We start from the raw sequence: 15472 nt of genomic DNA on the forward strand, positions 1-15472 counted from the left end.
TTTAGAAATCTAGAAATCTGAAGTTTCGTGAACTAATTTTCTGTTTCAACAGAGCTATTATTTCAGATCGGCTGTAGATAAATTTTCTATTCACCTTTTGTTCTAACAGCATTATTATTCAAGTCAACATCATGGTTTTACCGGACTTTCTCCGGACCTTCTCCGGACATCTGTCGGACCTCATCCCAAAAAATTCGAACAAGGTCCGAACAAAATCCGGGAAAAATCAGAAAGAAATCCCTTAGAATATTGATTAATACCTGAACAACTCCTGAATGAAGATGCTATTAGTTTCCTTAATAAATAACCAAGAACGGATAGATTACTCAAAAACAGAAGTTCTTAATTGGCAAGATAATTGCACCTACAGTTCAAATCACATCTAACAACTATGAATCTGAAAATTAAATTATTTAGCCCAGCTATTATTGCTGTTATAGCATTGGTATCAACATCTTGTAGCAAGGATGACAAAGTTCCTCTAGATGCTGCTTTAGGTACTTACAAAGGGAGCATGACTACTTATCCACCTAATTCCCCCTTGCAAATCTTTGATAATACGACTGTAACTGTAACCTCAGCTGGCGAAGGACAATTAAAGGTTACCCCAGCATCAAATACTAAAGCAACAGCTAGAACATTTCTTGTTTTTACAGAAGATGGTGGAATTTACAACTCAGAAGACGATTCTAAAGGAATCTTTATCTATGACGATGAAACTGATGAATTAATTGTTAATACCACTAGAACAAATCCCAAGGAGACCGGATTTAGATTTAAAGGGTTAAAACAACCAAAGTTTGAACCGCATCAATAAAAAAAGGCTTGCAAAATTGCAAGCCTATCTTTATTAAATTATAATGCATTTCGCATAAATCTTAACCAATTGCCGTTTGCAATTTTAATAATATCCTCTTCCTGATAGCCCCGATTCCTTAAAATTGGAAATACCTTTTGAATATCTGCGATGGTATCCAAATCATACGGACACTGTTCTTTTCCAAAGGCTCCATCCAAATCACTTCCCACGGCTACATGGTTTGTATTTCCGGCAAGTTGACAAATGTGATCGATATTATTAGCCATAATCTCCATACTACAATTACTATCCTTAGGAGTTGATTTACCTCTCACCCAATTTGGAACCATCATCCAGGCATCCAAGGCTACCCCAATTACCGAACCTCGATCTATAAGGGCAGTAATCATTTCATCACTGAATTGACGGTTATGGTCTACAAATACCCGACAATTATTATGGCTGGCCCAAATCGGACCTTTATACCGATCCAAGGCATCCCAAAAAGCATCATCATTCAAGTGAGTCGCATCCAAAATCATTTTCAAATAATCCATTTCCCGAAGTAAAGCAATGCCATCAGCATTTAATCTACCAGAGGAGTCTGTTCCATTGGCATAGCGACCAGGGCCATAATGTGCAGGTCCCAATGCCCGGAGTCCATAAGCATAGGCTTTTTCTAAATAATCAAGATTCACGATGGAATCCGCTCCTTCCAAACTAAGTATATAGCCAATCGGATTTACATTAGATTCTGAACTATCATTCCATAATTGCAAATGTTGATCTAATTGGTTTCGATTGCAAATCATTTGTAGATGTCCATTTTCTTCCATTGCTTTATACCATGCCAGCTGCCCTTGCGTTTGTGCCCAGGCTTGTTCTGGTGAAAACCAACCAGGCAATGAACTTCCAGGCTCCACAAAGCGTGCGATCTGAGTGGCTACGACTAAACCTATATTCCCTTTTCGCAATTCCTCAAAGCATACTGTAGCCTTGCCTCGATCTGGTTTATCATGCATCCCTTCTTCCCTCCGATTCAATTCAGAAATGGAAAGTCGAAGATCCCGATTCCATTCCATGGCATTCATGCTCAAATCCAAATGCCCGTCAATCAAAAATGGCTGCTTATCCTCCATACTTATATATTTAAAGCCCTATTTCTAGCTATAACCTGCCAATCTTTAGCATATTCCTTATCCTCAATCACTGCTACCTTTTCATATAAGGCAACTGTTGGACAAATATGAAGTGGAATGGCATATAAGGCTGTGCCTACAGGATAGTTATGACTATCCTCTACCGTTAATACCATATGTTCCTCACTTTGAAGTATAGGAACCGCATCATTCGCATTTAAGAATTTCACACGTGGCAAAGGAGATTCAGAGGCAACAGCTTTATATCCGAGGTCAATACAGATTCTATTTTCATTAATTACTGATATTACCCGGGTAAGAAGCACAGCTGCTACTTTAAATTTCTGTTCAGGAATCTTTTCAGAATAGCCCCAATCCCAAAACACGAAGGTTCCCGGACTACAGGCTACATTTTTTCTTTCCGCATGTGCAGTGAAGGATGGGGAACCTCCTACCACAATTTTTAAGGATTGATCTGATTGTTCCTGAAGAAAGTCATGAGCCTTTTGAAGTAAATCAAACCCTGAATCAGCTTCCTTCTTCCGAACTTCAACATCAGGATTATTTATCTGACCATCATATCCATGAACTCCCTGGAGTCTTAAGTTTTCCTGCTGACGTATAGTTTCCCATAATTCCTTGATCTGGGAAAATGCCGCTCCCGTCCTACCCATACCTAGATCTACATCCAAGTAAAAGTCCAACACTTTATTTATTTCAACTGCGGCATCATTCAATGCTTGAATAGAACTTACATTATCCAGAAGGCAGGAAAATTGCGTATTGGGATAGGCAAGAATTAGTTTTTGCCAACGTTTGATATTTGGACCTACAGGTTGATAGGCTAATAAGACATCCTTCGCATTCGCTAAGGCCAACATTTCTGCTTCAGCAATGGTCGAACATTTAAATTGATCAATTCCTGCATCTATCATCATTTTGCTTACTTCAAGCATTTTATGCGTTTTGACATGCGGACGAACCCGACTGCTGTCATGATCAACCATTGACTTCAGTAATTCTATATTATGCGCTATCCGTTTGGGATATAATAACAATGCCGGTGATGCCAGCTGATCTATATTCTGAACTTCATACCAAGATTCCATGATCAATCCTCATGTAATTCAAATAATGCTTCAATTTCTACGGGAATATTATCTGGCAATGAACCAAATCCTACTGCACTTCTTACCCCAACTCCATTTTCTTCACCCCATACGGAGGCAAATAATTCACTGCAACCGTTGATAACATACGGATGTCTTTCAAACTCAGCCGTACAGTTGACCATTCCCAAAACCTTAATAACGCGCTTTACTTTATTTAGAGTTCCTAAATTCGCTTTGATTGTCGCTAACATTGCCAAACCCACTTGCCTCGCAGCAAGTTTTCCAGCTTCCATATCCATATCCTTGCCGACACGCCCAATAATTAAAGTTCCATCAGCCTGAACAGTACCATGCCCTGATAAGTATAAATATTTACCATCGATAAGGCAGGGTTTATATACTCCTAATGGTTTTGGAGCGGGAGGTAAATTCAATCCTAATTTTTCAAAGTGTTCATCTGCGTTAAACATATTTTTTTGATTTTAAGTTTATATAAATAGAGATAAGATCAATACGCCAATAAGTCCTACTACGGCAACAATGGCTTCCATAATTGACCAAGACCGAAACGTATCTTTTACCGATATTCCGAAATATTCTTTAAACATCCAAAAGCCAGAGTCATTAACATGTGAAAACATCAAACTTCCAGCTCCAATAGCCAATACCAGTAAATTTGGATTTACTCCTGAAGCTTGTAGCAAGGGCAATAATACACTGGCAGCAGTTAATGCAGCAACAGTTGCAGAACCCACGCATCCGCGGATTATGGCGGTAACCGTCCATGCCAGAATCAATGGATGAATTGGCATCCCCCGTAAACTCTCTGCTAATTTTACACTAACTCCACTGGCTTCCATCACTTCCTTGTAAACACCAGAACCTGCAATGATTAACAAGATCATGGCAATATCTTTTACAGCTTCCCCATAAATAACCATAACCTCTTTAATGGGTCTTCCTTGAAATATCCCTAGGGAAAAGGTGGCATAGATAATGGCAATCAGCATAACAATATTTGCTGATCCCAAAAAACCAAGAACTTGATGTATTGCAGTTTTGTCTTTGGATACCAAATAAGGCAAGACTGTAAACAGGATAATCATAATCACTGGAAATAAAGCCGTCAAAAAGCTATTCAGGGGACCTGGTTTTTGATAACCATCATCCTCCATGACCATTTCTTCGGGTTTAAAGACTTCAGATTTACCTGCGGTAATATGTTTAAGGGTTTTACTAAAGAGTGGTCCTCCAATAATAATGGCTGGAATAGCGATCAATAATCCATAGATCAATGTTAATCCCATATTCGCTTCAAACAAGACGACCAGGGCAACAGGTGAAGGATGTGGTGGAATAAAGCCATGAGTTACGGATAAGGCTGCCAACATGGGCAATCCAATATAAACAGCGGGTAATTTATATTTATAGACAATAGAAAATATTAATGGCACCAATAATACAAAACCAACACCGTAGAATAATGGAATTCCGACGATAAATCCAGTAAATGCCATCCCCCATTGTAGGTGTTTAACTCCAAATAACCGAACCATGACCGTTGCAATATTTTCGGCAGCCCCACTACTTGCAATCAATTTCCCTAACATAGCCCCGAGCACAATAATCAAGGTCAAGCCACCCATAATTGAACCGATCCCCTTTTCAACTGTAGGAGAAATTTTATCCATTGGAATTCCCAATACAATTGCTGTAAGGATAGAAACTATCAAAAATGCCAGGAAAGTGTTTATTTTAAAATAAGTGATGCAGATAATCAGCAATAGTAGGCTAAGGAGTACAACTGTAAATACCATTTAGTTTATATTGAGGGTTAGGAGCTTCCATCTGGAAAGCGTTGGTTATTATACCCTAAAATAATAATACCTAAACGAATATGAGCGTAAATCGAAAAATAAATTTACAGGACAAGATTTACATAGCCAGGCGACTACTATTTAATTAAAAGGTTTACCTTCTTTTAATAATTCCTTACGGATGCCATTGAGAACATCCTCTAAATGAATCGATTTATGTTTTTTATTTTTTTGATGGCGTTCAATAGCCTTAATACAAGCAAAATGAACGGCATTGACAATAGACCCGCCAGAGATGACATGATTTTTCACAAGTTCCGGTATATCTACGGTATCTTCTTTTTCATTGCAAAGAGCAATATCCTTAGGAAAGGATAATCGCCAAATTTTTGAACGATCATTGGCATCTGGAACAGTGAATTTCAGAATGGCATTGAACCGGCGCATAAAAGCATCATCAATGTTATTCTTCATATTGGTCGCTAGAATCACCATACCATTATAATCTTCAATCCTTTGCAAGAGGTAGGACACTTCCTGATTTGCATATTTATCATGAGCATCCCGTACATTGGTTCTCTTTCCAAACAAAGAGTCGGCTTCATCGAAAAACAAGATCCAACCCTTATCTTCAGCCTTTGCAAAAATCTGTTCTAAATTTTTCTCGGTCTCACCAATGTATTTCGACATCACCATGGAAAGATCAATTTTATAAACATCCTTGCCGACTTCTTTCCCCAATAGACCTACAGTCAATGTTTTTCCGGTACCTGAAGGACCATATAATAAAGCTTTATAGCCATTGTTTATGCGACCTCCCATTCCCCATTCCTGAATAAGCAAAGCATTGTATTTTAACCAGCTTTTTAATTCTTCTATCTGTTCCTTCAGTTCATTATTAATTACGAGATCTTTCCATTCCAGTTTTGTTTTTATCAATTTGGCAGGGAAATTTACACTGAACTTTGGTTGGGTGGTCTCTTCAAATAAGAAACTATCTAAATATTCTTTAGAAACAATAATCTTCCCACTTAACTCCGGTTCACCTACTGGCACCTCTTCCAGCCACAAGATTTTCTTTTTATCAAAAAGATGATCAGCCCAAAAGAGTTTTTGGATCATTAATTTCTTCTCAAAATCATCATCTGCTAATAGAAATACTGCTGTTTCTCCGGTAGGTAAAAATCCTCTAAAATCCTTTCCTCTTACTCCGCCAATTTTTTGAAAATCTCCGGCATGTTGTAAGGAGGCTTGAATCAGATTATCAAAGAGATCCGATTGTAGATGAGCTGACATTGCAATCAGAAGTAAACAGGCTTCATCCTCATTGAGTTGATTTACCTTGATAAATTCAGAAAGTTTCCTGGACCATTTTGAGTAGTCAGGGACTGGCTTTTTTAGGGTAGAGTCATTAGCAAAGCGAACATTTAATCTATATGAGATCAATTGTTCTAAGAATTTTAATTCTTCAGGAGCATTATCATCTACAAAACTGAAGTTTTGTTCCTTATTTTCCTTTTTACTTTTCATTAAAATAGATCTTTGCTTTTTCCCAAACCGCTACTGCTACCTTGAGTCCTACTTTATGACCTTCTGCTGTAGCTTTAGAGAAATGAGTTCCAGCATACAGGCAGGATAAACCGGCCTGTTCAGCAGCTGCAGAATAGGTTGGCCATTCCAGAACAATATCCATACAAGGAGTTACGCCATTTTCTATCGAGGAAGACCCCATTTTTATCGTTGTACGCCCCCCAAACACATCATTGCCGGTGAAGTTTTTAAGAATTACAGCTGCTGCTCGGCTGAGACAACTATGTGCTGAAATATATTCTGGCGATGCTGGGGTTTTTAAATAGGGTTTCCACTGCTCTCCTTTGAGAGTTTCAGTGCCTTTACATGGTCCAGCCCATCCGTGAATAAACAATCCATTAAATAGATTTCGAATAGCTGTCACTGGTCGAACAGCATTATACCATCTTTTAGAATCCCATGTTGCAATGGAAGCGTCCAACAATGCATTGGATAAAACAAAGAATAGTTTTATACATTGGGAATTTCTACAAAATTCTTTTTGAGCCACAAATTGTGCGATCTCACACCAGTGACCTGCTGTAGAATATGTTCCTTTTCCATCTTCCCAATAACTTGCAATGACTTTCTGTTCATCTGTAAGTGCTGCATTGATATCTAAAATCTCCCTTGCTTGAAGTTTAAATTCGGGTTGCTCTTTAGTATAAGGCGGTTCAGGTCTAAAATGCCAATTAAATGGTAAAGCAAAAGCCCTAACTAACCCCCAATGTGCCAAGGCAAATCGTTGAACCTTACATTCATGGTCGGCTTTTACTTTTTTTAGTGGTTGCCAATGACTGAGGTTCATAAGTTGGTCTGCACTGTTAACAGGTTTAAAACCAGTATAATCAGAAAATCTCGGCATTTTCAATGATCCCAATGGGTTAGATCCATCGCCATAGTGCTGTTCAATAACCAATTTGGCTATTAAATTTCCTATACCTTCAGGCTTTTCAATATCTAAACATTTGATATCTGGATCATATTCCGATTGACACATAAAATCCCTAAAGATATTTTTATGTTCAGCAGGAAGTCTAAACCAGAATAGATGCATTAATACCTGATATGCGGCATAACTAAAGGATTTTCGAATATGCTCCTTTGCGCAATGTTGTTTTGGAAATTTAATATAATTGGCAGTCGTTGTGCTGATTGCGCAGCTATCATATACAGACCAAGCATCGTACATGGCAGTATGAACCATCGCTAATGCTCGAGCTGCAATAGTTGCAGGAGATTTTGTCAACTTAATAGCTTCTAAAGTAAGTTGATTCCATTTTAAAACAAGTGGTTTGTCTGACATGATCGTTAGCATTAAATAGGTCAATCATTGATAAAACATTAAATTATCTCCATTCAACATTGATAATTTGTTTCAACCACGGAAACTTAATCATATTTAAATTCCAAGGTAAATAGTCCAAAAGCATATCGACTGCTCCTTTTTCAACTTGAAATGTGATTTTATCCTTATTATAAACCACCTTTCCAGGTCTTTGCAAAAAAGTCTCCCTTAAACCTTCAATGGAAGTACTCTTTAGGATCTCCCAATTTGCAATACAAGCCTCAAGCATAGCATCTACCTCTTCCCTTTCAGAAATTGTAAGATCTGCCTCAATCGGAATGGATCGCTTAATAGGATAATCACAAATAATTTTAGGAATAACCAATTCATATTCTTTAGCATTTTGTAATCCAGTAACGGCATAATGTAAAAGATAGATGGCTCTCTCTTTCAATTTTAAGTTGAGAAAAGCTTTCTCTTGCAGCAAGTCCAACCGTCGGAATAATGAAGGTAAAAATGGATGAATCAGTATTAAGCCAACATGAGAAAGGTATAGTGAACTTTCTAAATCTATTAATTCTCCAGCCACTATATCCTCCAGGATAGAATCTTGAAACTCAACCTCGGTTGAATTATTTTGAATACTAATCAAGTCCAAGCTTTCTTCGAGTGGTTTTTGGTCCTTATTGAGTCTCAGTGAAATTGCTTCTTCAAAAATTTCTTCCCAAAACTTCTCCCTAGGTCGAAGAATCTTGTCTTGCGCCAACGAAGAATTCGCATTCCGGGATTTGTAATAATCCTTGGTTTTAGACTCAATCAATTGTTCATAAACCGGAGCAATAATTTTAAGTAATCGAATTAAAAACTCATCAGAATGTTGCCTGATTACTCTTAGTAAAGAGTTTTGTTGATTTGATAGTTCATTCATAAAATGTTCCAGCACCTCAATGTTTGAGGAGATGGATTCCAAAACATGATTTTGCCAGTCCTCTGGGATATTTTGTACATTCCAAGGCAAATACCCTTTTTGGATATATGAAATCCATTGATAATAATGATGTAAAGCCAAGGACATTAATTCCTTTGGATTTCGCAAAATTTTTGCTTTTAATAACATCACCTCCACTTGCGATGATATTAATTCTTTCAATTTTCCATTGATTTGAAAATTGGAAATTTCTTCCAGCGTCAAGTTTCCTAAATCAATAGTTATCGAATCCAACATGATTACCTGATCCTCGGAAGAAAAATTCTGAAAAATACTATCTAACAAAGGCAATATATAGGTCCAGTATCCATCACTCAACTTTTGTTGAATCAGAAAGCTGTCCATTTTTTGATGGATCTGTACTTCAATCCTTTGTTGTTTGATAATATGATTCATAACCAGCTTTTATTTCACTTTCCTAACATTATTTTTTTGATGGCTAGCACATTGACCTTTGGTTGAAACTTCTTTAGTTCAATTCCATCCCAATGATTAAATATTCTTGAAACATCTATTTTTGCTTTTCTAATCTTTTCAAATACCGATTCTAGAATCGCCATCTCTGTAATGTTCTTCGTTTTATAATTTAACTGATCCAAAGAATAACTTATTACCGTTTCCATAACCCTATCCCGTTGTGGTTTATTGAGAACCTTATAATCCTTGCTGGTTAATTTCTTGTTTTCGATAATTTGGGTAACAAGAGGTTCCAAATGTGTAAAAGCAATAGTTGGGTCAGCCATATAGTTTTGAACCGATTGAATAACTTTATTCTTGCTCAGTTTTTCAGAAAATTGGTCAATATTGTGTCTATAATTTTGTAAACGTTTATCTTTCAATAATTTAAATTCCCTAAGATTTCCTTTTTTCACAAATTTTTGTGCTGGAATAGGCTCTACCTGAACATTTTTGGCTAGTTTTTTTACAACAACATCTTTCTTTATCCCTTCTTTTTTAGCATAATAAACTTGATTATCGCTATCATCACAGCTTCTAAATTCATACTCTTGAGGATAAGATACCATCCAATTGTATGTACGATTTACTTGGTTCAAGAAATCATCTTGATGTCTTAGATCTTGAATCAAACGCGATGATAAACATGGGTTAACAAAAATTTCTTTTTGTATGCAGGGTTTACATTTAACACAGCCTTTTAATTGTTCAAAATTCCTTTGGAACAGAAAGTTCTTCAGATCATTAACTATGAAATAAGGATTACAGGTATTTTTCTTAGCAATCCAACGTCTCCAATCTTTATATTTTGATTCAAAACAACATAGGTCATGTGGTGCTAGCCAGAGTATTCTGAGCATGACATGCGCCGGAGCTAATCGATATAAAATATCTTCCATGATTAATCGACCAGTTTCAGAGCGAAACCTCTTGACCCAAGCAGGTAAAATGACCGTCGCGATAAATGAATAGGAGTCCTGACCTGGTAAAAAGCAAATATCTTCACTCGTAGAACAAGGGTCTGAATGATCCAGTATCCATTTATACCGTAAATTTGGCAATCGGCCTTCATACAAATAATATTGTTCATCATCGCAATCCTCAGGACATCTAGGTCGTAATAGGATATGCTCCACAGCATGTAAACCTTCGGCATTTGTTAATTGAATAGTCCTCTCCACAGCTTTGCATAGCACCTCAGCAGTTGGATAGCATTGAGGGTTATAAGCAAGCGACAGTCCATTTATGCGGAGTTCCTCTCTTAATTGTGGAAACCGCAAACGTAGGGCAATTCCAAATGAATTACAGGAACAATCAAGAATCGATTGGTAGTTTTCATAATCTTTTAACAACTCATAAGCCATGAACAACCTCAATAATGCATCTTTACAGGAATTCAAAGGGCATACTGTTTTCCAAGCAACAAAACAATTGGACTCAATTAATTCAACTGAGTTACAGCCACAATTAGGTTGATTATCTTCTTCACATGAATTAAAGCCTGGCAACTTAATTTCAATACTATATTGATATGAGTTATTGGATGGATTTAACTTTCTGGATATTGGAAAATAACAGAGGAAAAGAGTCAATTTATGTTTAAAAGACTCTATATCACCTTCCGGATTATACGATTGCAGAATAATCTCCCCATCCTTATCTCGCAGATAAATATATTGCTCCTCTATACTATAAAAATTATCTTGAGGTTGGATTTCTTCCAATATCTGAAATAATTGCCCACAGGAATCCTCGTTATTTCTGTTCATGATTTTTTTGGCAAATGGCTTACCAGATTCATCTTTAAAGATTAAATAGCCCTGTTCAGAGGAAAATGAGTAGGATTCAAGTTCAACATATTGTTTAAATTTATCAAACAGGTCTAGCTGGATTTGATTTCGTTTTTTGGCGGTATCATAAGTACATGGATGGATCAAAAAATCTTCAGCGCAATTCAAATAAAATGAATAGCAGCAATCCGTTTGTTTTTGATATTTATGAAAGCCAATTTCGGATTGTACAGCACAGATAAAGTTTTGCACCCCAGTTTCGCCCCAAGCTTCTTCTTCAGAATAAAATCTATTTGAGCTTTCAGCTAATACCTCCCTTATAAAAATCCGATATTCTCCAGCTTCATTAGCTAAATGATTACAATCAATGAAAAGATTACCATGGTATTTAATAAGCATTAAAAAGAAATCAAAATCTTGCCAGGCCTCCACGGCTGTTTCATACATTTTCAAGCTATGCCAACCTTGTTCTTGATTATCATTTAAGTAGGTTTCGAAATAATATTTGTCATCTGACCTCTTAATGGGATAAGACATTATCCATTTCACCAAGACTTCATCTATAGTTCCTTCCTGATAAGAATTCAACTCCTCTTGTGTAACCTTTGGAATAAACACAAGAGCTGATGAGTTTTGATTATTGATTTCATCATAACTTATGAATGAACCATAATTATTGATCAGGGATGCTTTTTCCAATATATCAAAGAAATTAATCTCAAAGGCTTCTAATGCTTTTTCTTCATTTTCAAATGCCAAAACACTTTCAAAAAGGATGATTTCCTCTCCAATTGGACCAACATTTTTATAAGCTAGATTATGTGCTCGGATTTGATATTTGAATCGTACAGATTTAGAGCCATTTACATTGATTTTTTGGATTGCCGGACCACCGAGGCAGAGTTGCAGATACTTCAATCCTCTTTTTAGCCATTTCAAAGACTTCATTCTTCCAATTATTGCTTCTTCTTTGGAGAAAAATTGGATTTGATTGTAGGCAATTACATTATCCTTATCCACCAATCTATAGACAAATCGAGGTGAATTTTCATTGTACTCCTGTCTGATTGAACTGCTAAATATTTGAGGTTTTTCAGTACTGTTATATTGGGCGATATGTTTTTGTACAGATAAGGCCTTCGTTAGATTATCTTCTGATGCTGTCGATTCTGGGGAAAGACTTACCGTTGGTAATTTACTCGCCTTATTTTGTTGGCTTAGCATGATAGTGTTTTTGCTTTTCCCAACTTTCAATGAAGGTAATGCTTGTTGAAATACCTGCGCAGCTTTCAATGCATCTTCTTTATACAAGTATTCTTTCGTACTACTAAATTGAAAGTTTGCATCAGGTTCAAAGCCCAACTCAAAGTTGAACTTCCAGCCTTTAGGCATGGCTAGTGCCCCTAACTTATAACTCGATTTATTGAGAATGTCTAGGATAAGCTCTTGAAGTTCCAAAGCTTCTTTTTCAGTTTCAAACTCCGCATACGAGGTAGCTTCAACCTGGTTATCTTTAACAATATTCAATTGATATTTAGAGTCTATACTAGTTCTTCCAACACTGTAATTAGATTGATCAACTGCTAAAAGTAATACCTGAAGTGCATGACTTTTTGCCTCTTTATTACTCTTAAACTCTTTTGTAGGGTAAAATTTAAAGGAATTATTATGGTCTAATAAATCATAGCTAAACTTATCAGGTTTACCAACAATATTGTTATGAATATTGATTTTATAATCCTTGGTATCCAAGAATTTAGGAATTTCATTTTCTGAGCTGATTTTTGATAGCTGCAAGATTTTTTTATCGGTAATATCTGATAAAACCCATTGAGCTGCATCATTCAGTTTTGAGATCGTCTTAAATCCAAAATCTAAAGCAGCAGTTTCAGAGTCATAATTGCTAACCGAACTTCTGATTACCTGATCGTCATGATCCAATAATTGAGTTTTATAACCATAGCTACTGATATAAACCTCTTCATTTGGTTTATTGGCAAAAGAACGACTCAATCCTATTCTCACCTCATCTGCTTCCTGAGAGGTATCATACTGCTTAAAGAATGAAACAGAGTTTTTAGCATTATAATGGAGAACGACTTCATATTTCTTTTCATGGGGAATATATTTAGTCTGCAATTTCTCAGGGTTTGCCAAAGAATTAAATACTAATTGAGCAGCTTCTTCAGCCTCTTTCTGAGAGTCAAAACGTTCTTTTAAGGAGAAATAGGTTTCATTTCCAATACTTAGATCGACTAAATAGTAATTGTCAATCTGTTCAACCACAAAATTGCAGAGGCTATTTAAACCCTTATTTTCTATTCCAGCAAGATATTTGGCTTCGATTTCAAAACCAGATATGTTGTCAGATTGCCAATTATTAGCCAAATAATCATACGCTTTGCTACGATTAGCACTTATCTCATCATAATGGAATAACAAGTTCTCCTTTGCTTGTATTAATACATCCGCATTATTCTTATACTGATACAAAACATTGTCTGTAAACCTTTCTGCGAATCTGGCCAATAGATGATTTAGGAAAGTATTCCGGCGAGCATGATACAAGTCATTATCCTCAACAATAAGTGCCAAATAGGATTTAAAGGTTGAAATATTCAGTTCTAGTTCAAATGAAACTTGGTTTTCATCTATAATAAAGGTTCTATAATTTTCTTCGAATGATCCTACATAAGAAACAGAATTTAGATGAAGATTTGCTGCTGCGATTGAATTAAAGCTTATTTTACTAATTAATCCGAACTCATCCGAAGAACCTAAGATGTAATAATATATTTTGCCATTGCTAATCTCAATAAATCCGACTTCATAGTTATTACTACTAAAATCTTCGATTAACTGATGAATTTCGATTTTCTGTTTGGATAATGAACTAAACTTATATGGGTTTAATGAACTTAATTTAGGCTTGTCAGCATGAATCAATTGAATTAAATCTGCTTTTGGAACGACGCGAACCAGAGCATCTCCTTCAGTACCTAATTGAGTACTTTGATCGGTGCCAACGGCAAATCTCAATAAAGTTCCAAGATCTTTTTCATCGGCCAATTTATTGATAAAATAGGTTCTTCTATCCTCAGCATTATCGGAGGAATTCATAGCGAAGATTTTCCTCAAGTTTTTCAATTGTGATAGATAGCCAGCAAGAATTTGATCAAAGAATAAGAGATATCCCTTTAATTGTAAAGCTTGGGCCTTTCTATGATTCGAAACATCATCTGCTAACCCCCCTTCAGAAATTCCGTATACTTTAGGAAAATCCTCTTGAAGAAGATAATAATCGTCCAAATTCTCATAATAATTACCATTTGGAATTGGGTAATCCAGGTAAGGAGAACCCTGTTGATAAAGTACTTTCCCAGAATAAGAAAAACTAAGTTTGAAAACGTTTTCAAATTTCGATTTATCAAATTCTAATGGAATACCATTTCTCTTAAATTGGATATCAGTACATTTTATGGAGAAATTAGGGACGTTATTTTCAGGGATTTTATATTTCCATAAATCGATTTTTTGAAACCAATTAGTTTCACAATTATTTAGGGATAATGAGTTTACTGATTTTACTCCTTCAATTTCAAGAATGATCTGATAGAGATCAGATAGGTGGATTTCCTTTTTTAGTTTTAGTTCTTCAAGCTCGTCTGAATCAATAAAGCCGTGACTTTCCATCAGGTCATAAGGTCTACCAGCATAAATATCCTCAATGGACTTGCCTTTATCCAGCAGTTCCTGAAGGGTGTAGAATTTAGGACTAGGGGAAATAAAATCTCTAAGTTTCTGAATAATTTCAGGATAAATTTTATCAATATCAGCATCTATACCAATTTCTATGGAAGCACAGATCCCTACATCCATTTTGCAAAGGAAATTAAAATCAACGAAGTCCTCACAAAAGTTCCTATTGGTCATTAATTTGGCTTTGATTCTATTTTTAATTTCCTCTAAATGGTTTGTTTGTTCGGTTTCTGAATCAAAATCTTTATTAATATCTTTTTCAGGTTCGATTATTACGTGATACAGCCCATTTAAGTAATCTACACATAGGTCATTTTGGGTTGAATGAAGGAATTGATTGTTCTGAGAATTACAAAAATCAAATTGATCGGTTGCAATTTCCAGCCAAGCATTTTTGACACCTTCGATATCAATCAATAATTTTCTATAATCCATAATCGTTAAAGGATTACAGGTTAATATCTGCGCTGGACTAAAGAAATTATCATCTTTCGATGTATCTAAAGGGTTTCTTGCAAAAAGATCGATACTAGGTAGGTTGGTTCTATAACCGAGATCTAACAAAGAATAACAAAGTACTTCCAAAATGGTAATTCCTGGATCATGCACATTATGGTCAGTCCAAATTTTTCCTGAAAGCTTACCAAGGTAGGCAATACCTTCGGTCCTTAATTTATCAAAATCAAGGTATTCAGGAAAATCAGAATTGTCCTTATTGATCCATTTATTATTTTCTCCGTCGGTTAGCATGATAT

General features: G+C 35.9%; 9 protein-coding genes. 1 reads left to right on the forward strand and 8 read right to left on the reverse strand.

The window, feature by feature from the left end; all coding sequences use genetic code 11:
• The first annotated feature begins 391 nt into the window (after positions 1-391).
• Positions 392-817 carry a hypothetical protein gene (locus tag PZ892_RS09920; RefSeq protein WP_277710971.1) on the forward strand — a complete coding sequence of 142 codons (426 nt, stop codon included), beginning with the start codon at positions 392-394 and terminating at the stop codon, positions 815-817.
• Between the two features lie 38 nt (positions 818-855).
• On the opposite strand, the gene PZ892_RS09925 is transcribed toward PZ892_RS09920, so the two are convergent.
• From PZ892_RS09925 to PZ892_RS09960, 8 genes are all read right to left on the reverse strand, one after another.
• Positions 856-1938, reverse strand: coding sequence for a membrane dipeptidase (locus tag PZ892_RS09925; RefSeq protein WP_277710972.1), 1083 nt, complete (start codon positions 1936-1938; stop codon positions 856-858).
• A gap of 2 nt (positions 1939-1940) precedes the next feature.
• A complete protein-coding gene (locus tag PZ892_RS09930; RefSeq protein WP_277710973.1) occupies positions 1941-3047 on the reverse strand; it encodes a D-TA family PLP-dependent enzyme in 1107 nt (368 codons plus the stop codon).
• 2 nt (positions 3048-3049) lie between these two features.
• Entirely contained in the window at positions 3050-3520 is a 471-nt protein-coding gene (locus tag PZ892_RS09935; RefSeq protein ID WP_277710974.1) for a RidA family protein, read from the reverse strand.
• Positions 3521-3538: 18 nt separating this feature from the next.
• Entirely contained in the window at positions 3539-4867 is a 1329-nt protein-coding gene (locus PZ892_RS09940; RefSeq protein WP_277710975.1) for a gluconate:H+ symporter, read from the reverse strand.
• Positions 4868-5008: 141 nt separating this feature from the next.
• On the reverse strand, positions 5009-6397 hold the full coding sequence (locus PZ892_RS09945; RefSeq protein ID WP_277710976.1) for an ATP-binding protein: 1389 nt from the start codon (positions 6395-6397) through the stop codon (positions 5009-5011).
• Positions 6387-7742 (reverse strand): vanadium-dependent haloperoxidase, encoded by a 1356-nt coding sequence (locus PZ892_RS09950; protein WP_277710977.1) that lies wholly within the window; start codon positions 7740-7742, stop codon positions 6387-6389. Before PZ892_RS09950 ends, PZ892_RS09945 begins: the two co-directional genes overlap by 11 nt.
• A 43-nt stretch (positions 7743-7785) precedes the next feature.
• Positions 7786-9108 (reverse strand): contractile injection system tape measure protein, encoded by a 1323-nt coding sequence (locus tag PZ892_RS09955; RefSeq protein ID WP_277710978.1) that lies wholly within the window; start codon positions 9106-9108, stop codon positions 7786-7788.
• A 14-nt stretch (positions 9109-9122) separates the two neighbouring features.
• Entirely contained in the window at positions 9123-15467 is a 6345-nt protein-coding gene (locus PZ892_RS09960) for a hypothetical protein (RefSeq protein ID WP_277710979.1), read from the reverse strand.
• Positions 15468-15472 lie beyond the last annotated feature (5 nt).

This window comes from Sphingobacterium sp. WM, assembly GCF_029542465.1.
Lineage (GTDB): Bacteria > Bacteroidota > Bacteroidia > Sphingobacteriales > Sphingobacteriaceae > Sphingobacterium > Sphingobacterium cellulitidis.

Coding starts and splice junctions, on each gene's coding strand:
- PZ892_RS09920 (WP_277710971.1), top strand. CDS start 392: ATGAATCTGAAAATTAAATTATTTAGCCCAGCTATTATTGCTGTTATA.
- PZ892_RS09925 (WP_277710972.1), bottom strand. CDS start 1,938: ATGGAGGATAAGCAGCCATTTTTGATTGACGGGCATTTGGATTTGAGC.
- PZ892_RS09930 (WP_277710973.1), bottom strand. CDS start 3,047: ATGGAATCTTGGTATGAAGTTCAGAATATAGATCAGCTGGCATCACCG.
- PZ892_RS09935 (WP_277710974.1), bottom strand. CDS start 3,520: ATGTTTAACGCAGATGAACACTTTGAAAAATTAGGATTGAATTTACCT.
- PZ892_RS09940 (WP_277710975.1), bottom strand. CDS start 4,867: ATGGTATTTACAGTTGTACTCCTTAGCCTACTATTGCTGATTATCTGC.
- PZ892_RS09945 (WP_277710976.1), bottom strand. CDS start 6,397: ATGAAAAGTAAAAAGGAAAATAAGGAACAAAACTTCAGTTTTGTAGAT.
- PZ892_RS09950 (WP_277710977.1), bottom strand. CDS start 7,742: ATGTCAGACAAACCACTTGTTTTAAAATGGAATCAACTTACTTTAGAA.
- PZ892_RS09955 (WP_277710978.1), bottom strand. CDS start 9,108: ATGAATCATATTATCAAACAACAAAGGATTGAAGTACAGATCCATCAA.
- PZ892_RS09960 (WP_277710979.1), bottom strand. CDS start 15,467: ATGCTAACCGACGGAGAAAATAATAAATGGATCAATAAGGACAATTCT.